Raw genomic sequence first — 17,964 nt, 5'->3', positions numbered from 1 at the left:
GCGGACGACAGACGGGCCGTATGCCTTCCGCGGCGCCGTCGTGGCTGGTCGCGCAGTTCCCCGCGCCCCTGAAAGGCGGGGCGGTCAGCCCTGGAACGCCGGTTGGGGCAGGCCCTTTCCGGCGTCCGGGATCACCAGCAGGGAGCCCGCCGTCGGATGCGGCCGGTCCAGCCCCACCCGGGCCGTCGTGACGTACAGGTCCGTCAGGTCGGCGCCCCCGAACGCACAGGCCGTCGTGAGCGTGGCGGGAAGCGGGACGACCCGGTCCAGTTCACCCTCCGGTGTGTAACGGCGCACCGCCGCCCCGCCCCACAGCGCCACCCACACACAGCCGTCCGCGTCGACCGTCAGGCCGTCGGGGTGGCCCGCGCCCTCCTCGATCGTCACCAGCGGGCGGCGGTCGACGGGGAGTCCGTCCACGTAGTCGAAGACGTCCACCCGGCGGGTCGGTGTGTCGACGTAGTAGACGCGGCGGCCGTCCGGGCTCCAGCCCGTGCCGTTGCTGACCGTGACGTCCGGCAGCAGCGTGGTCGCCGTGCCGTCGGGCGACACCCGGGACAGCGTGCCGCCCCCGGCCGCCTCGTCGTAGCGCATCGTGCCGGCCCACAGGGTGCCGTCGGGCGCGACGGCCGCGTCGTTGGCGCGACGGCCCGGGACCGGCTCGCGCAGCAGCCAGCGGAACGTGTCGTCGGGGTCGAGGAGACCGACACCGTCCCGGAGGTTGAGGACCAGGCCGCCGGCCGCACGGGGCTTGGCCGCGCCGACGTGCTGTTCGGTGGTGCGGGTGGTACGGCCGCCGGTGGCCGGGTCGTACGTGTGGACTCGCGAGCCCAGGACGTCGATCCATATGAGCCGGCCGGTCGCCGGGTCCCAGGTGGGGCCCTCGCCGAGGGTCGCCTCCGCCGCGACCGCGACCTCGTACGCCGTCGTCGTCATGCCACGCTCCGGTGTCCGAGGCGCTCGGAGAGCTCGGCGGCGCCCTTGGCCGCGAGCTGCTCCAGCTCGCCCTGGCGCTCCTCGCTCCAGCGGATCATCGGAACGGAGATGGACAGCGCCGCGACGACCTGGCCGGTGCGGTCGCGGACCGGGGCGGCGACGCAGGAGACGTCCGGGTTGGACTCGCGGCTCTCCACCGCGATACCGCGCGCCCGGATCTCCACGAGGGCCTCGCGCAGGGCGTCGGGCCCGGTGATGCTGTTCGGGGTCATCGCGACGAGGTCGGCGTCGTCCGGGATGCGCGCGGTCAGCTCGTGCTCGGGCAGCGAGGCCAGCAGCATCTTGCCGACCGAGGTGCAGTGGGCGGGCAGCCGGCGGCCGGCGGCGGAGACCATGCGCACCGCGTGCGTGGAGTCGACCTTGGCGATGTAGATGACGTCGGTGCCTTCGAGGATCGCCACGTGGACGGTCTCGTCGCAGGTCTCGGCGACGGACCGGGCGACCTGCTGGCCCTCGGCGGCCAGGTCGAGCTGCTCGGCGTATCTGCTGCCGAGCTGGTACGGGCGGACGCCGAGCCGGTAACGTCCGGGCTGTCCGGGTACGGGCACGATGTACGACCGGGCGGAGAGCGTGGTCACCAGCTCGTGCACGGTGGTCCGCGGCAGCTGGAGTCTGCGCACTATGTCGGGGGCGGAGAGAGTCCCGTCCCCGTCCAGGAAGAGCTCAAGAATGTCGAGAGCCCGGGTCACGGCAGGCACGAGGCGTCCCACGTCCGGCCCCCTCCCTTGGGTCTAGGCGCCGGATATCGGTGCGGCGCGCGTCGGAGCTGCGGAGCCGTTCGAGATATCAACAGGCGATCGGCATGACGAACACAGGCTAACCATCGGGGATTGTGTGGGCAATGGCCGGGAACCAGCCGGGTGTGCGCGTGTGCACCATGGGTGGCATGCAACTGGACTTCCAGCTGGTGCTGCTGCGCCGCATGGCCGACCACAACCCGGACCTGGTCGAGGACGCCCGGCGCACGCTGGGCGCGTCGATCGCGGACATGCGGGAGGCCAACAGGCGTTGGCAGGCGATGGCCCGCTCGCCCCGCTCCCGCTCGGCGGCGGCCCGGTACCGCTCGGTCCTCGGCCCGCCCCGGTGGGAGACCAGACGCGCCGTCGGTGACCTGGAGTGCGCGGCCTGGCAGTGGCCGCTCCCCCTCTGGCCCACCCTCCGCTTCGAGGTCATGACCGGCCCCGGCGGCGCGGTCTGGAACGAGTGGCTGGTCCGCGCCCCCGACGCCCCGGCCCCGCGGCTGGAGACCCTCGACGACCTGACCCCCTGGTCCTGCACGGTCGACGAGGCCGCCCGCGCCTTCGCCCCCGCCCGCCCCCTGGAGGGCAGCGCCCCGACCCTCCCCCACTACGTGGGGGGACCCCCAGGCCTCACCTTCAAGGTGCCCGACGGCCGTCAGGTGGTCGCCGAGTTCACCTGGGGCCTGCTCCAGCGCACCGCGGTCATCGACGAGCCGCGCTGAGGATCTCCGCGGCCACGGCGTCCGCCGACCCGGGGTGCAGGAACAGGAAGAGGTTCGGCTCGACCAGCTCCAGCTCCATCACCTGCGGCTGCCCGTCCGCCCCGTCGACCAGGTCCACCCGGGCGTACAGCAGCTCGGGCGCGTCCGGTACCGCGGCCAACGCGCGCTCGGCGACGGCGAGTTCGGCCTCGGTCGGGGGCCAGGGCCGGAGCTCCGGGTGGGCGACCTTGTCCGCGTCGTACGCGGTGCCCGGCGTGAGCACGGCCCGCTTGCGGCTGGCGTGCAGCAGCCGCCCGCCGAAGAACTGGAGCGCCCGCTCGCCGCTGACGTCGATCCCGCGGACGTACGGCTGGACCATCGCGGTCAGCCCCTCCTCGTGCATCCGGGCGAGGTGCCGTACGGCCGTCCCGTGCTCGTCGGGCGTGTAGCGGGCGGCGAACCGGGCGCCGGCGCCGAAGGTGGGCTTGACGACGAAGTCGCGGTCGGACGGCAGCTCCACGGGATCGCCGGGCGCCAGATACCGCGTCGGCACGACCGGCACACCGGCCGCCGCGAGGTCGCCGAGATACCGCTTGTCGGCGTTCCACCGCACGACCTCCACCGGATTGGCGATCCGGGTCGCCTTCCCCACCCGCTCCACCCACGGCAGGAACTGCTCGGTGCGCCAGCTGTAGTCCCAGGTGGAGCGGAGGACGACCAGATCGTGAGCGCCCCACTCCACCTCGGGGTCGTCCCACGGGCGGGCGACGGCCTGCGCCCCCGCGGCGGTCAGCGCCGCCAGCAGCACCGGCAGATCCCGGTCCTTGCTCGGTGCCGCGCCGGGGTCATAGGTGGCGAGGGCTATGCGAGGCACGGTGGGACTCCCTTGGCTGACGGCGGCGACGCTCCTTGGCAGGCTAACGGGCACGCTGTTGACCTTCACCTTCGGGCAGGCCCCAGCATCGACGGCGGACGTCGAGGAATGTGAGGTGGAGCCGGTATGGAGTGGCTGACCATCGGGGCCTTCGCGAAGGCCTGCCGGCTGTCGCCGAAGGCGCTGCGGCTGTACGACGAGCTGGAGCTGCTGAAGCCCGCCCGGGTCGACCCGGAGACCGGCTACCGGTACTACGCCGACGCGCAGCTGGAACGCGCCCGGCTGGTGGCCTGGCTGCGGCGGCTCGGCATGCCGCTGGCGCGGATCCGCGAGGTGTGCGCGCTGCCCGCCGACCGGGCCGCCCGGGAGGTACGGGCGTACTGGGCCCGCGTGGAGGCGGAGACCGCCGTACGCCGCGACCTGGCCGTGTTCCTCGTCGACCACCTGTCCGGAGAGTCGAGAAGGGAAACGACGAAGATGCTGGAGTTGCGTTACGCCGCCCACTCGGACCGGGGGCATGTCCGGCCGTCCAACCAGGACACCGCGTACGCGGGGCGCCGGCTGCTGGCCGTCGCCGACGGGTGCGGGCCGGCCGGGGCGTCGGCCAGTGCCGCCGCCGTGGCCGCGCTCAAGCCCCTGGAGGACGCCGAGCTCTCGGCGGGCAACGTGCTGAACCTCCTGGCGGACGCCGTGCATGCGGCGGGTGAGGCCGTGCGCGAGGTGTCGCAGGGCAGTACGGAGGTCGGTACGACGCTCACCGCGCTGCTGTGGACCGGGTCCCGGCTGGCCCTCGTGCACATCGGCGACTCGCGGGCCTATCTGCTGCGGGACGGGGGGCTGTTCCGGATCACGCACGACCACAGCGTGGTGCAGTCGCTGATCGACGAGGGCCGGCTGACGGCGGCGGAGGCGGAGAGCCATCCGCAGCGGATGCTGCTGGCGAAGGCCCTGCCGGGTGGCGCCGCCGACACCCCCGACCTGAAACTGCACGAGGTCCGGGCCGGCGACCGCTACCTGCTCTCCTCGGACGGCCTGACCAGGGCGCTCCCCGACGAACGGATCCGGCACCTGCTGGGCCGGGGCGAGCCGCAGGACGCGGTCCGGGCACTGGTCGAGGCGGCCGACGCGGCGGACGGCACCGACAACGCGAGCGCGGTGGTGGCCGACGTCGTCTCGCCCACCCACCCACCCGTCTCGGTCGGATAAGAAGCCGCGGAGGAGCGGCCTCCGGCCGGAGCGGAAAGCCGCACCGGGCACCCTCCCGTCCCGGCCGGGCAGCGCGCCGGGGAAGAACGGGATCCGGCCGGGCGGAAAGCCCTCCGGCGCTCACGCCCGCCTCCATCCGCGGCGAGGCCGGGCACACCCGCGGGATGGGCGGGCGCTGTCCGCGGGTGTCACGGTCCGGGGTGTGGTCTTCGCTCTGGCCGGTAGAAAGGCCGGCATGACGTTTCGTGGTACCGACGACCATGCCGGGGTTCCCGGGCTGCCTCCGCTTGTTCGGCGGGCTCTCGATGCCGCCCGGGAGCTGGCCTTTCCGTACTCCTGTCGGGCCGAGCAGGGGCGGTTGCTCCAGGTGCTGGCCGGCGGGGTCGGCGGGGGCGGGGGACGGATCGGGGAGACCGGGACCGGCGCGGGGGTGGGGCTCGCCTGGCTGGCGTCGGGGGCCCGGCCCGGGGTGCGGCTCTTCAGCGTGGAGCGGGAGCCGGAGCGGGCCCGGACGGCCGCCGAGGTGTTCCACGACCGGCCCGACACCACCGTGACCTGCGGGGACTGGCAGGACATCGCGGCGTACGGGCCGTTCGAGCTGCTCGTGCTCGACGGCGGCGGGCAGGGGAAGACGCCCGGGGACCCGGCCGCCGACGTCGAGCGGCTGCTGGTCCCCGGCGGCACCGTCGTCGTCGACGACTTCACCCCCTGCGACCGGTGGCCGCCCCGGTTCGGCGGGGACGTCGACCGGGCGCGGCTGCACTGGCTGGAACATCCGGCGCTGCGGGCGGTGGAGATACGGCTCGCCCCCGATCTGTGCACGGTCGTCGGGACGCGGCGCCGGTGAGGGGCGCGGAGCGCGAGTGGGGCGCCGGTGGGGCGCCCGGCGAGGGCGGTGCCTGGTGTAGGAAGGGGCTGTCGGGGTTCCGAACCGTGAGGAGTCGTCGCGTGTCCCTTCTGTTTCCGGTGCTGGTGGACGGTCCGGGCGAGCTGGTGGCCCTCAGGTTCGGTGCGAGGTCGTTGACGTACGGGGAGCTGGCCGCCGCGGCGGGCGCCGTCGCCGCCCGGGTCGAGGACGCCGACCGGGTGGCGGTGTGGGCGACGCCGGAGCTGGAGACGGCCGTCGCCGTCGTCGGCACCCTGCTCGCCGGCCGGGCGGCCGTACCGCTCAACCCGAGGTCGGGTGAGAAGGAACTCGCGCACATCCTCACCGACAGCGCGCCGACGGCCGTCCTGGCCGCGCCCGGCGACCGGCTCCCCTCCGCACTGGCCGGCCTGCCCCGGATCGACGTCGATGTGCGGGCCGTGGGAACGGTGCCCGCGGACCGCACCGACGAGGGCGACCCCGCCCTCGTCGTCTACACCTCCGGCACCACCGGCCCGCCCAAGGGCGCCGTCATCCCGCGCCGGGCGCTCGCCGCCACCCTGGACGCGCTCGCCGACGCCTGGCAGTGGACCGGGGACGACGTGCTGGTGCACGGTCTGCCGCTGTTCCACGTGCACGGGCTCGTGCTCGGGATCCTCGGGCCGCTGCGGCGCGGCGGATCCGTCCGGCACCTCGGGCGGTTCGACACCGAGGGCGTCGCCCGTGAGCTGAACGACGGCGCGACCATGGTCTTCGGCGTCCCGACCATGTACCACCGCATCGCCGAGGCCCTGCCCGCCGACCCCGGGCTGGCGAAGGCGCTCGGCCGGGCCCGGCTGCTGGTCTCCGGCTCGGCCGCGCTGCCCGTCCACGACCATGAGCGGATCGCGGCGGCCACCGGACAGCGGGTCGTCGAGCGGTACGGCATGACGGAGACCCTCATGCTGTGCTCGTCCCGGTGGACACCCCCGGACCCCCGGCCCAGCGTCCGGGCCGACGGGGAGGCGCGGGCGGGGACCGTGGGGGTGCCGCTGCCGGGGGTGGAGCTGCGTCTGGTGGAGGAGGACGGGACCGCGATCGCCGGGTACGACGGGGAGACCGTCGGGGAGATCCAGGTGCGCGGCCCGAACCTGTTCACCGAGTACCTCAACCGGCCCGACGCCACCGCCGCCGCGTTCACCGCCGACGGCTGGTTCCGCACCGGTGACATGGCGGTGCGGGAGGCGGACGGCCATGTGCGGATCGTCGGGCGGAAGGCCACCGACCTGATCAAGAGCGGGGGTTACAAGATCGGGGCCGGTGAGATCGAGAACGCGTTGCTGGAACATCCGGGGGTGCGGGAGGCCGCGGTCACCGGGGAGCCGGACGCGGACCTCGGCGAGCGGGTCGTCGCCTGGATCGTCCCGGCCGACCCGCAGTCGCCGCCGTCCGCCGAGGAGTTGGCGGACCATGTCGCCGGCCGGCTCGCCCCGCACAAGCGCCCCCGCGTCGTCCACCACCTGGACGCCCTCCCCCGCAACGACATGGGGAAGATCATGAAGCGGTCCCTCGGTGCCTGAGCCGACCCCCGGACCGACGCCCCGACCGACGCCCGGAACGCCCCCCGGCCCGACGCCCGAGCGGCTCTCCGCACGCCTGGTCCTCGCCCTCGTCACCGACCCGGGCACCTTCACCGAACTCCCCTACCCGGCACGGCAGTCGCCGCCCGACGGCCCGCTCGCCTGGCCGGGATACGACGCCTCGCGCGCCCGCGCGGCCGAGCGCACCGGCGAGGAGGAGTCCGTCGTCGTCGGCACCGCGCGGGTCGAGGGCACGGCGGCCGTGCTGATCGCCTTCGAGTTCGGCTTCCTCGGCGGCTCGCTGGGGCAGCGGACCGGGGACCGGCTGGAGGCGGCGTACGTGCACGCCCGCGCCCACCGCCTGCCGGTGGTCCCGCTGGTCGCCACCGGCGGCAGCCGGATGCAGGAGGGCATGCTCGCCCTGTCCCAGCTTCAGCGGGTGGCACGGCAGTCGACACTCACCCGGGAGGCGGGGCTGGCGCAGGTCGCCGTCCTGCGCGACCCGACGACCGGCGGCGGCTGGGCCACCCTCGGCGCCGGCGCCGATGTCGTCCTGGCCCTGCCCGGTGCCCAGGTGGGCTTCGCGGGCTCCCGGGTCCGCCCACCGGACGCCGACCCGGCCGCGTACACGGCGGAGGCCCAGCTCGCGGCCGGGGCGGCGGACGCGGTGGTGCCGGTGGCCGAGCTGAGGGCGACGCTCGGACTGTGGCTGCGGCTGCTGACCACCCCGGCCACCACCCCGGCCGACCCGCCGGCCGCCCTCGGCGGCACGACGCTGCCCGCCACCGGCGGGGAGGCCGTCCGGCGCGCCCGCGCCCCGCACCGCCCGCGCGCCGACGCCTACCTGGACGCGTACTTCACCCGCCGGGTCGCCCTGGTCGGCGACCGGTGCGGCGGCGCCGATCCGGACGGCATGCTGTGCGGTTTCGGCGAGCGGGACGGCCGTGCGGTCGCCTTCGCCGCCCAGACCGGGACGCCGACCCGGCCCGCCGGGTACCGCACCGCGGCCCGCCTGATACGGCTCGCGGACCGGCTCGGCATCCCCGTGCTGACCCTCGTCGACACCCCGGGCGCCGCGAACGACGCCGAGGCCGAGCGGCAGGGCGCCGGGGCCGCGATCGCGGAGCTCTTCGGCGAGGTGGCGGCGGCCCGGACGCCGATCACCACCCTCGTCGTCGGGGAGGGCGGCTCGGGCGGCGCGCTGGCGCTGGCCGCGCCCGGCAACACCTGGGCCGCACCGGACAGCTACTTCAGCGTCATAGCGCCGGACCTGGCGGCCGCGATCCTCAAACGCCCCCCGGAACAGGCCGAGAACACCGCCGACCAGCTGCGCATCAGACCCCAGGACCTGGTGGCGCTGGGAGTGGTCCGGGGCGTCGTGGACCCGGTGGACCGTCCCCGGGCCTGAGTTGCGGGACCGGGCGGGTTTCCACCCCGGCGGCAGGACACGGGCGGCCGCCTTCGGTGACAATGGACCGGTTACGGGGGCACAGCGGCGAGTGACACGGGGGAGCGGGCGAAGTCATGGTGAGAATGATGGAGTTCACGACCGAGGACGGCGCCGTCGTCGTCGTGGAGACGGCCGACGGCACCCCCGGCAGCCGTCCCGTCTCGCGCGAGGGCGGCGCGGGCCCGGCGGCGCAGGCCGCCCGTTCCTTCGAGGGCGCGCTGGCCGGCGTGCGGGCGGCCGCCCGGTCCGCGTTGCGGGTCTTCCGGGACGGCACCCTGCAACCCGACTCCGTGGAGCTGGAGTTCGGGGTCAAGCTGACGGCGGAGGCGGGTGCGGTGATCGCCAGGGGAGCGGCGGAGGGGCAGTTGGTGGTCCGGCTGAGCTGGACGTCGGGGCAGGGCGCGCCCCGGCCGGAACCGGCTCCGACGGTCCCGGAGCCCACGCCCGGATCATGAGCCGCGCTGCCTGGCACGCCCGGATCGCGTGCGGGGGCGAGGTGTCCGGGGCCGGCTTCCTCGTCACCTCCCGCACGGTGCTGACCTGCGCGCATGTCGTACGGAACCAGGATCTGGCGCCGTTGACGGTGAGCTTCCCGAACCGCCGGGACCTGGGTGAGCTGACCGCCTCCGTGGCCGTACACGGCGGCTGGACGGGCGGCTGGACCGATCCCGGCGACCTCGCCGTACTCGAACTGGACCGTGAAGTGCCGCTGCAACCGGCCCGGTTCGCGCCGCCGGGGGCCGAGCAGGGCGGGGCGGACCTGGAGGCGTACGGCTTCCCGGACGGCTACGAGGAGGGAGTCCTCGCCCGCTACCGTGCCGTCTCCCGGACGCTGATCGCCGACGAGTGGCTGCAGCTCGAAGCCGCCTCGGCGCACGGGCAGCCGATCGCGCACGGGTTCAGCGGGGCGGCGGTGACCCTGCCGGACGGCCGGGTGGTCGGGATGGTCGCGCAGGTCGCGGGCGAGCCGGGGGTCCTGACCGGGCGGATGCTGCCGACCGAGGTCATGGCACGCTACTGGTACGACCTGGGCGCCCTGGTCCCGGCGCCCGCGACCGGCACGCCGGCCGCCTCGGGGCGGCTGCACGCACTGGTGCGGCGGGCGGAGGCCGCGGCCCTGGACTGCCGGCCCGCACAGCTCTACCGGGACGCGGTGGGCCCGTTCGGCCCGGAGCCGCCTCCGGACGGGTTCGGCTCGCTGCGGCAGGCGGCCGCCTACGTGCAGTGGCAGGTCGACGACCCGGAGGCGGTGCCGAGGTTCGCCGACCGGCTGGCGGGGCTGCTGGAGCCACGGCCGTCCGCGCCGGCGCCGGACTCCGCCTGGGCGCCCATCGTGGTGGAGCTGGAGCACAGTGGCGAGGGCCAGGGGCAGGTCACGGTGCAGGTGTCGGCCTACCGGGAGGGGCGGCGCAGACGCGTGGCCGTGGCCAGGCTGCCGCGCGGGGAGGTACGCGCGTACGTGCAGCGTCGCGTGGACGACGCCTTCGCGCTGCTCGCGCCGGACGCCGAGGCGCTGCTCACCTTCGTACTGCCCCGCGACTGGCTGAACGAGCCGGTCGCGCAGTGGGCGTGCGGCCCCGAGGACGCCACCCCGCTCGGCTGTGCGCACCCGCTGGTCGTGGCCGACCTCTCCCGGCACCGCAGCGCCCGGCTGCGCCACCAACTGGCCCACCGGTGGCGGACGCTGGAGGGGGATCCGGCCCGGACGGTGCTGCACCGGGTCGACTGCGGCAGCCCCGAGCGCCCCCTCGGCCTGCGCAAACGGCTCCGGGACGAGGCCGCCGGCCTGGCGGGGTTCGGCGCACCGCCCGAGGCCGCCCCGGACCGCTTCGAGGCGGGCCTGAACGTGCCGGTGCCGGTCCTGCTGTGGCCACGCACCGGCTGCGCCACCGCCGACCACGCCGGCCCGTGCGCGGGAAGCACCTTCCTGGACGCGCTGAGCCTCTGCGTCGACGGCATACCTCCCACCGAACTCCCGCGCCACATCTGGCGGTTGCGGGAGGAGGCCGCGGCCGACGACGATCCCGAGGGGCACTGGGCGCGGGACGTGCAACTCCTCTGGGACGACCCCCGCTGCTACCCCGAACCGCAGGCCAGCCTGCACACCCCCGTCGCCTAGCCCGCCGCTTCCACTCACGGAGAAGGACCCCCATGCCCCTGTGGCCCGTCTACACCGGTACGAAGGAGCCGCACGACGGCATCACCGAGCTGCCCGCGCCCCCGCCCTGGCGGGCCTTCGACGGCGGCCCGGAACTGGCGACCCCGGCCGAGACCGACGACGCCTCGGCCACCTCACCCGACCGCACCCACCGCGCCGCCACCTACCAGGCGACCGCGCGCACGGTCCAGCTCGTCAACGCGGCCCTCTACCTGCGCCGCCCCCTGCTGGTCACCGGCCCGCCCGGCACCGGCAAGTCCTCCCTCGCGTACTCGGTGGCCCGCGAGCTGAAGCTGGGCCCGGTGCTCCGCTGGAACATCACCAGCCGCAGCACCCTGCACGACGGCCTCTACCAGTACGACCCGCTCTCCCGCCTCTACGCGGCCCGCCAGTCCGCCACCGCCCTCGACCCCGGCGCCCCGGTCCCCGACTCCGGCATCGAGGACCACCTCCGCCTCGGCCCCCTCGGCACCGCCCTCCTGCCCTACGCCCGCCCCCGGGCGCTGCTCATCGACGAGATCGACAAGAGCGACCTCGACCTGCCGAACGACCTGCTCAACGTCCTGGAGGAGGGCCAGTACGAGATCCCGGAACTGGTCCGCGCCGCCCGTCGCTCCCCCGCCGCCGAGGTGATGGTCGACGGCACGGACGAACGCGTCCCCGTGGACCGCGGCCGGGTGCGCTGCCGGGCCTTCCCGTTCGTCGTCCTCACCAGCAACGGCGAGCGCGAGTTCCCGCCGGCCTTCCTGCGCCGCTGCGTCACGCTCCGGCTGCGCCAGCCCGACGACCAGCAGCTCGCCGGTATCGTCCGCGCCCACCTCGGCGAACCGGACGACCGTGCCCGGTCGCTGATCACCCGGTTCCTGTCCCGGGTCGGCGGCGGCGACCTCGCCACCGACCAGCTGCTCAACGCCATCTACCTGGCCCGGTCCTCCGACCTGAGCGCCGAGTCGCTGGACGAACTGGCGGAACAGCTGATGCCGTACCTCGGCGAGGCCACCCGGGCCGATGCCTTCTGACCACCCCGCTCCACTCGCCCGCCTCGCCGACGTCCTGGCGCGGGCGGCGGCCGGCGTGCGTCCGACGCCACGGGAACTGGCCGAACTGCTGTGGCTGGCGGGACAGCTGCCGCGCGAGGGGGACCCGCCGGACCGGCCGGCCGGACCCGAACAGGCGCCGTCCCGGCCGCCGGCCGCGCCGCCACCACCCCCGGACGACCCACCGGAGCCGCCGGAAGCTCCCCCCGCCGGGGACCCGGCCCAGGAACCCGCGCGTGTCCCGCTCCGCCTTCCCGCCACGGCCCCGGTTCCCGGCCCGCACGCCGCACTCCTCGCGCCCGCACCGCCGATGCTGCGCCATCCGCTGGCCCTGCAACGCTCCCTGCGCCCCCTCAGACGCCGTACGGACGCGCCGTACGGCCACCGCCTCGACGAACACGCCACCGCCGACCGCATCGCCCGCCTGGGCGCGGGCCCCGAGTGGTGGCTCCCGGTGCTGCGCCGGGCCCAGGAGCGCTGGCTGCGCCTGAACCTGGTGTACGACGAGGGCCCCACGATGCCGGTCTGGCGCCCGCTGCTGCGCGAACTGCACGCGTCGCTGGCCCAGTCGGGGGTGTTCCGGACGGTGACGGTGCACCGGGCGCGGGCCGACGGTTCGGTCCGCGGTGGTGCGGGGCTGCCGGGTGACGGGCGCACGGTCACGCTCCTGATCAGCGACTGCATGGGCCCGCAGTGGCGGCCGGGAGCGGCGGGGACCCGGTGGTACGGCACGCTGCGGCGCTGGGCGCGGCAGATGCCGCTGGCGGTGGTCCAGCCGCTGCCCGAACACCTGTGGCGCGACACGGCGTTGCCGGCCGTGCCCGGTCTGCTGTCGGCCTCGTTCCCGGCGGCCCCGGCAGCGGCGCTCACCTTCACGCCGTACGAGCAGGGAGCGGTGGGCGGGGCGGCGGACACGTCGTCGGTGCTGCCGGTGCTGGAGGCCGGTCCGCGCTGGCTGGCGAACTGGGCGGGGCTGGTGGCGTCGGCCGGCGGGACCCGGTTCCCGGGGGCGGCGGCGCGGCTGGACGCGCCCGTGCCGGGGGACGCGGGCATCGACCTGGCCCGGCTCTCCGCCGAGGACCTGGTCCTGCGGTTCCGGGCGAGCGCGTCCCCGGAGGCGTTCCGGCTGGCCGGTCATCTGGCGCTCGGGCGCCCTGATCTGCCGGTCATGCGGCTGGTGCAGCGGGCGGTGGAGCCGGAGCCGCGGCCACAGCATCTGGCGGAGGTGATCCTGAGCGGGGTGCTGACGGCGGTGCCGGGTCCGCCGGGCTCGTACGCGTTCCGGCCGGGGGCACGGGACCTGCTGCTGCGCGGCCTGCCACGGGCCGCGCGCAGCAGCACGGGTGAACTGCTGGCCCGGGTGGGAGGGTTGATCGAGGAGCGGGCGGGGTCCTCGCCCGGCGAGTTCCGTGCGGTGGCGGAGGCGGCCGGCGGAACCGCCACGGTTTCCCCGGACTCCCCCGCCGGAGAGGGCGAGCCGTTCGCGACGGTACGGACGGAGAGCCTGCGCCAGCTGGCAGGGGGCACCGACGGGGCGCCGGCCGCGGGGGCGCCCCGAGAGAACGCGGCGACGCGGGGGCCTTCACTGCCGCAGGGACCCTCGGTGCCACAGGAGCCCTCGCTGCCGCCGGGGCCCTCGGTACCGCAGGAGCCCTCGCTGCCGCCGGGGCCCTCGGTACCGCAGGGGACTTCGCTGCCGCCGGGGCCCTCGGTACCGCAGGGGACTTCGCTGCCGCCGGGAACCTCGCTGCCGCCGGGAATTTCGGCACCGCAGGGGTCCTCGGTGCCGCAACAGGGTGCGGTGCCGGGCAGGCCCCACCGGAGGCTCTCCGATCCGCGCGGGGTCGGTGGGCGGTACCGGCCCGCCGTGCGGTTCCTGCCGGACGGTTCCCTCTGGCTGGCGGAGGACGGGGAGACCGACCTGGCGGTGGTGCTCCGGCTGTACCCGCCGTTCACCGACCCGGCCCGGCGGGACGCGTTCCTGCGCGACGCCGAGCGACTGTACGGGGCGGCGCACCGGAACCTCGTCGGTGTCACCGACTTCGACGTGGAGTCCGACAGCTCGGCCTTCCTCGCCATGGAGTACGTGCCCGGAATCCCCCTCAACGCGCTTGCGGCCCCTCCTGGTTACCAGCTGCCCGGCCCCCTGCTGGTGTCGGTCGGCATCCAACTCGCGCAGGCCGTCGGCGCCCTGCACGACGCGGGGGTCGCGCACGGCGGTCTCACCATGTCCCGGGTCATGCTGCTGCCCGACGGCACCGTCAAGCTGGGCGGGTTCGCCCCGGGCCGGGCAGCGGGCGCGGCGGGGCGGGCGCAGGACCTGTCGGCGCTGTGCGAGGTGATGCTGCTCCTGGCCGCGGGGACCGCGCGGCTCACCCCGCCGTTCGCACCGGAACAGCTCCGTCACCTGCCGGAGTCCCTGCGCGAGCGGTACGCGGACGCGCTCACGCTGCTCATGTCCCCGTCACCGGAGTCCGGCCGGGAACGGCTCGCGGACGGCGAGCTGCTGCCGCGCGCCCGGGAGAAGTACCCCGAGCAGCGCTCGTACCGTGTCCTGGGCCCGCTGAGCGTCGAACTCGGCTACGACGCAGTGGACTTCGGCCCCGACGAACGCGCCGCGTTGGCCATGCTGCTGCTGGACCACGGTCGTCAGGTCTCCCGCGACGAACTGCGCAGGGGGCTGTGGAGCCGGGACCAGGAGCCGACGGACGCGGCGCACGCGGTGGACCGGATCGCTTCCCGGCTGCGCCGGACCCTGGGCCCCGGCGTCCTGGCCACGCTGCCCGACGGCTACGCGCTGCACACCAGCGCCGACTATCTGGACCTGGCGTACTGCGAGAGCCTGGAAAGCGCGGCCACCGCACTGGCGGACCAGGGCGACCTACAGGGCGCACGGCACCACCTCGAGACGGCGCTCGGCCTGTGGCACGGCACGGGTGAACCGCTCGCGGACGTCCCCCGCCCCGCCGCCCGCACCGCCCGCTCCCGGCTCCAGCGGCTGCGGCTCGCCCTGCACCGCAAGCTCGCCGAACTCGACCTGGACCTGGGCGAGTACGAACGCGCGGCCCGGCAACTCACCGACCTCGTGCGGAGGTACCCCTCCCGGGAGGATCTGCTGCGGCTGCTGCTGACCGCCCTGCAGCACCTGGGCCGTACGGACGAAGCCCTGGACGCCTACGAGGATTACGAGCTCGCCGGCGGCAGCGATCCGGAACTCCGCTCCATGGGACACGAGTTGCGTGCGGAGCGCGACGAACCGGGCGACGCCGCCGAGTACGAGCCGCCGGCTCCGGAAGCCGGGCCGCACGACGAACCCGAGGGCTCCTTCCCCACCGAGGAGTCACTGCCGTCGCTCTTCGCGAGGGAGGAGGAGGCGGCCGAGTCGGCGGAGACCCCGCTGCCGCAGAACGTGGTGCCGGAGAGCCTGTTCGCGGTGGACGACCCGCTGGCGCAGGAGCAGCCGCCCGACGGCTTCGAGGACGGGTACGACGACGACTACGAGGACGGCCCCTGGGACGGCGAAGAGCCGCCGCCGACTTACCGGACCATCGTTTCCTTCGAGCCGGCCGATCCTCCCCGGGACGCGGACACCGTGCCGGCGCTCGGCCGGGCGGTCACCCGGCTGCTGGCGGCGAGCGGGCTGGCCGCGGCGGCCTACGACCTGTCCGCGCAGGGCAGCGGCTACTCCGTGGCGACCGCGCCGGACGTGTCGGTGCTTCCGCTGGTCTCCGCCACCTGGATGCGGCTCCGGGACGAGCTGGCGGTGCTGGGCGCCGGCCACAGGTGGCTGGTGACGTTCCGCTGCCTCCACGAGGACGGCCGGGCCGAGGCGCCCGACCCGACGGCGGTCCGCCAGGCACTGGACGCCTCGGCCGACCGGCGGGCCGTCATCGCGCTGCCGCAGACACTGCGCGACGAGTGGGACGACGACACCCACCTCACCGACCGGATGATGCCGCTGCTCCGCGGGTCCGGGGCGAGCTGGTACTGGTCCGTGTCGTCGCCCCGGACGGCCCAGGACGGCGTCGTCGGTCCGCCGGCGGTGTCCGGTCCCCACCCGCTGCCTGCCGGGAACCTGTTCCCCGAACCGGCGGGAGAGACCAGGACCGTCGTGTACCAGGGGCCGCGCCGCGAGGATCTCGGCCTCACCCGTGGGCCGGGGGCCATGGGCTACTACGAGGTGGACCTGACCGAACGCCGGCTCCCGCTGGACGTGTCCGAGAGGACGTTCCGCGCGGTCGGCGAGGCGCGGTGGCGCATCACCGACGTGGTCGCGGTGCTGGCCCTGGGCATCCTGGAGACCGTGCCCGACACCGTCGTGAACACCCTGCGCGGGCGGTTGCGCCGGCTGTCGGAGGAGTACCCGCACAGCTACCTGGACCAGGCACGGGCCGAGGTGGGTGACGGGCCGGGGACGGACGCCCCGCGCGGCGTCACCGTCCGCTGGGACCTCGCGCTCACGGCGACCCGCGACTCGTACCCCGCCCCGCTGTTCCGCCCGGACGGCAGGCTCGTCGTCGCGCTGCGGACGGCGGACGCGGTGGTGTTCGGCTTCGACGGCACGCTGACCCGGCTCTTCGTGAACGGCACGACGGAGTGGATCCGGCTCCTGCGGGGATCCCTGCCAAAGGAGCCGGACCGCTTCGACCTCACGCACCAGGTCGACGTCCCGCACGCCCACGAACAGCACGTCGACTCCCCCGGGCTGCGCGACCGGTCGGCGTTGCTGGAGGCCTCGGCCCTGCACTCCGCGGTCCCCGTACCCGACGCCGCCCTGCTGGTCCGGACCCTGGCCGACAAGGGACGGAGACTGGCCCTGGTCACCGACTGCGCGCCGGAGACGGCCCTGGAGTACCTGCGCGGGCAACGGCTGCTGGACTGTCTGGCCGGTGGGGTCCATGGCCGCGACGGACGCCACTCCCCCCTGATGCCCGCCCCGTACGTCGTCGAGCGGGCCCTCGTCAGCCTCGGCGTCCGCCCGGCGGCCGCCCTGCTGATCGGCACCGCCGAGGCCGAGCGGGAGGCGGCCCGGCGGGCGGGTGTCCCGTTCCTGCGGGTCGGCGAGGAGGCCGGTCTCCGTCCGCTCCTGGAAGCCGCCCGCGCGCTGCCCTGACCGCGAACCCCCCGTTCAGCCGCGCCCCGCCCGGCCCCTCCCCGCAGGCGCGCCGCTGTGATCCCCCGGAGGATGCGAAGCAGGCCGCCGACCGGCGGTGCCACCCCATACGGCCCGCGCACTCGGGAGGATCTGCCGTGACCGTCAGTCTGGAGCAGTTGCGCCGCTGCCATTTCGCCGTCGATCTGGGGGCCTCCCGTACCCGGGTGTACGTGAAGGGCCTGGGCCTGGTCGTCGACCAGCCTTCCGTCGCCGCCATGAACACCCGTACCGGTGCGCTGATCGCGGTCGGCGAGTTCGCGGAGAAGATGACGGGCCGTACCCCCGACTACATCCGCGTCGTGCGGCCCATCTCCGGGGGGACGGTCGTCGACATCGAGATCGCCCAGCGCATGCTGCGCCACCTGCTCGGCGACAAGATCCGCCGGTCCCTGCGGCGCAAGGCCCGGCTGCGGGCGGCGGCCTGCGCCCCGCACGACGCCGACCCGCTGGCCCAGCGGGCGATCATCGAGACGCTGGTGGGGCTGGGGGCGAGGCGGGTGGAGCTGGTCGACACGCTGATCGCCGCGGCGGTGGGGTGCGGGCTGCCGGTGGAGCGGCCCGAGGCCAGCATGATCCTCGTCTGCGGGGCCGCCGCCACCCAGGTCGCCGTGCTGTCGCTGGGGTCGATCGTGTGCGCCGAGCGGCTGCCCGTGGGCGGTGAGGCGGTGGACCAGGCGATCGTCCAGTACCTGCGGCACGAGCACGCGCTGATGCTGCCGAACCAGTCGGTCCGGCCCCTGCAGCTGGCCCTGGACGACAACGGCCTCACCCCGTACGGGCCGGCCTCCACCGAGATCCACGGGCGGGACGTGGTCACCGGGCTGGCCCGCAGCGTGCGGGTGAACACGGCCGCCGTACGGGAGGCCGTCCAGACGCCCCTCATGTCCGTGCTGGACGGGATCGGCAAGGTGCTGCGCGACTGCCCGCCCGACCTGGTGGCCGATCTCGCCGACCGGGGCCTCGTGATGGTGGGCGGTTCGGCCCTGCTCCCCGGCTTCGACCAGCTGCTGCGGGAGGCCACCGGCATGCCGGTGCACATCGCGGAGCGGCCGGACGTGTGCGCCGTCCAGGGCATCGGGGCGATGCTGGAGGGCCGGATCGAGCCCCTGGTGCTGGACCCGCTGGCCGCCTGAACGCCCGCCCCGGCCCCGTCCGTCCCCGACGGCCGGACACCGGTGTGAGCCGATGCGCCCCCTGCGCACCTTGGCGCCCCTGGATTAGGG

13 protein-coding genes are annotated in these 17,964 nt (G+C 75.3%); 10 read left to right on the top strand and 3 right to left on the bottom strand.

The annotated features are described in order from the left end of the window. Positions 1-84: 84 nt before the first annotated feature. Together IEZ11_RS06955 and IEZ11_RS06950 are read right to left on the bottom strand one after the other, a co-directional pair. Positions 85-936 carry an SMP-30/gluconolactonase/LRE family protein gene (locus IEZ11_RS06955; protein WP_189261679.1) on the bottom strand — a complete coding sequence of 284 codons (852 nt, stop codon included), beginning with the start codon at positions 934-936 and terminating at the stop codon, positions 85-87. Beyond that, positions 933-1,706, bottom strand: coding sequence for an IclR family transcriptional regulator (locus IEZ11_RS06950; protein WP_189261678.1), 774 nt, complete (start codon positions 1,704-1,706; stop codon positions 933-935). The genes IEZ11_RS06955 and IEZ11_RS06950 overlap by 4 nt, the downstream gene beginning before the upstream one ends. Positions 1,707-1,882: 176 nt before the next feature. On the opposite strand from IEZ11_RS06950, the gene IEZ11_RS06945 reads away from it, so the two are divergent. Further along, positions 1,883-2,458 (top strand): hypothetical protein, encoded by a 576-nt coding sequence (locus IEZ11_RS06945; protein ID WP_229712835.1) that lies wholly within the window; start codon positions 1,883-1,885, stop codon positions 2,456-2,458. Here IEZ11_RS06945 and IEZ11_RS06940 read toward each other — a convergent pair. Continuing rightward, on the bottom strand, positions 2,439-3,311 hold the full coding sequence (locus IEZ11_RS06940; RefSeq protein WP_189261676.1) for an ATP-grasp domain-containing protein: 873 nt from the start codon (positions 3,309-3,311) through the stop codon (positions 2,439-2,441). The genes IEZ11_RS06945 and IEZ11_RS06940 overlap by 20 nt on opposite strands. 126 nt (positions 3,312-3,437) lie before the next feature. Between IEZ11_RS06940 and IEZ11_RS06935 the strand changes: the two genes are divergently transcribed. The 9 genes from IEZ11_RS06935 to IEZ11_RS06895 all read left to right on the top strand — a co-directional run bounded on the left by IEZ11_RS06935 (position 3,438) and on the right by IEZ11_RS06895 (position 17,874). After that, complete coding sequence (locus IEZ11_RS06935; protein WP_189261675.1) at positions 3,438-4,517, top strand: MerR family transcriptional regulator; 1,080 nt, start codon at positions 3,438-3,440, stop codon at positions 4,515-4,517. A 235-nt stretch (positions 4,518-4,752) separates the two neighbouring features. Then, positions 4,753-5,364, top strand: a complete 612-nt coding sequence (locus IEZ11_RS06930; protein WP_189261674.1) for a class I SAM-dependent methyltransferase — start codon at positions 4,753-4,755, stop codon at positions 5,362-5,364. Between the two features lie 101 nt (positions 5,365-5,465). Next, complete coding sequence (locus IEZ11_RS06925) at positions 5,466-6,941, top strand: acyl-CoA synthetase (RefSeq protein WP_189261673.1); 1,476 nt, start codon at positions 5,466-5,468, stop codon at positions 6,939-6,941. A gap of 76 nt (positions 6,942-7,017) precedes the next feature. Continuing rightward, positions 7,018-8,349 carry a carboxyl transferase domain-containing protein gene (locus IEZ11_RS06920; RefSeq protein ID WP_229712848.1) on the top strand — a complete coding sequence of 444 codons (1,332 nt, stop codon included), beginning with the start codon at positions 7,018-7,020 and terminating at the stop codon, positions 8,347-8,349. Positions 8,350-8,465: 116 nt separating this feature from the next. Continuing rightward, positions 8,466-8,846: a CU044_2847 family protein gene (locus IEZ11_RS06915; protein WP_189261671.1), complete on the top strand. Its 381-nt coding sequence runs from the start codon at positions 8,466-8,468 to the stop codon at positions 8,844-8,846. Then, positions 8,843-10,510 (top strand): VMAP-C domain-containing protein, encoded by a 1,668-nt coding sequence (locus IEZ11_RS06910; RefSeq protein ID WP_189261670.1) that lies wholly within the window; start codon positions 8,843-8,845, stop codon positions 10,508-10,510. The genes IEZ11_RS06915 and IEZ11_RS06910 overlap by 4 nt, the downstream gene beginning before the upstream one ends. A gap of 32 nt (positions 10,511-10,542) precedes the next feature. Further along, positions 10,543-11,568 (top strand): AAA family ATPase, encoded by a 1,026-nt coding sequence (locus IEZ11_RS06905; RefSeq protein WP_189261669.1) that lies wholly within the window; start codon positions 10,543-10,545, stop codon positions 11,566-11,568. Then, positions 11,558-16,699, top strand: a complete 5,142-nt coding sequence (locus tag IEZ11_RS06900; protein WP_189261668.1) for an SAV_2336 N-terminal domain-related protein — start codon at positions 11,558-11,560, stop codon at positions 16,697-16,699. Before IEZ11_RS06905 ends, IEZ11_RS06900 begins: the two co-directional genes overlap by 11 nt. A gap of 137 nt (positions 16,700-16,836) precedes the next feature. After that, positions 16,837-17,874 (top strand): rod shape-determining protein, encoded by a 1,038-nt coding sequence (locus IEZ11_RS06895; RefSeq protein WP_189261667.1) that lies wholly within the window; start codon positions 16,837-16,839, stop codon positions 17,872-17,874. Positions 17,875-17,964 lie beyond the last annotated feature (90 nt).

The sequence above is a fragment of the Streptomyces fuscichromogenes genome, from assembly GCF_014645815.1.
In the GTDB taxonomy this organism is placed as follows: Bacteria; Actinomycetota; Actinomycetes; order Streptomycetales; family Streptomycetaceae; genus Streptomyces; species Streptomyces fuscichromogenes.
Note: the sequence above shows the minus strand (reverse complement) of the source record. Positions and strands in the feature narration are given on the sequence as shown.

Bases quoted from the DNA above. Each gene is read 5' to 3' on its own strand.
- IEZ11_RS06955 (WP_189261679.1), bottom strand. From the start codon at position 936: ATGACGACGACGGCGTACGAGGTCGCGGTCGCGGCGGAGGCGACCCTC.
- IEZ11_RS06945 (WP_229712835.1), top strand. From the start codon at position 1,883: ATGCAACTGGACTTCCAGCTGGTGCTGCTGCGCCGCATGGCCGACCAC.
- IEZ11_RS06935 (WP_189261675.1), top strand. From the start codon at position 3,438: ATGGAGTGGCTGACCATCGGGGCCTTCGCGAAGGCCTGCCGGCTGTCG.
- IEZ11_RS06930 (WP_189261674.1), top strand. From the start codon at position 4,753: ATGACGTTTCGTGGTACCGACGACCATGCCGGGGTTCCCGGGCTGCCT.
- IEZ11_RS06915 (WP_189261671.1), top strand. From the start codon at position 8,466: ATGGTGAGAATGATGGAGTTCACGACCGAGGACGGCGCCGTCGTCGTC.
- IEZ11_RS06910 (WP_189261670.1), top strand. From the start codon at position 8,843: ATGAGCCGCGCTGCCTGGCACGCCCGGATCGCGTGCGGGGGCGAGGTG.
- IEZ11_RS06905 (WP_189261669.1), top strand. From the start codon at position 10,543: ATGCCCCTGTGGCCCGTCTACACCGGTACGAAGGAGCCGCACGACGGC.
- IEZ11_RS06900 (WP_189261668.1), top strand. From the start codon at position 11,558: ATGCCTTCTGACCACCCCGCTCCACTCGCCCGCCTCGCCGACGTCCTG.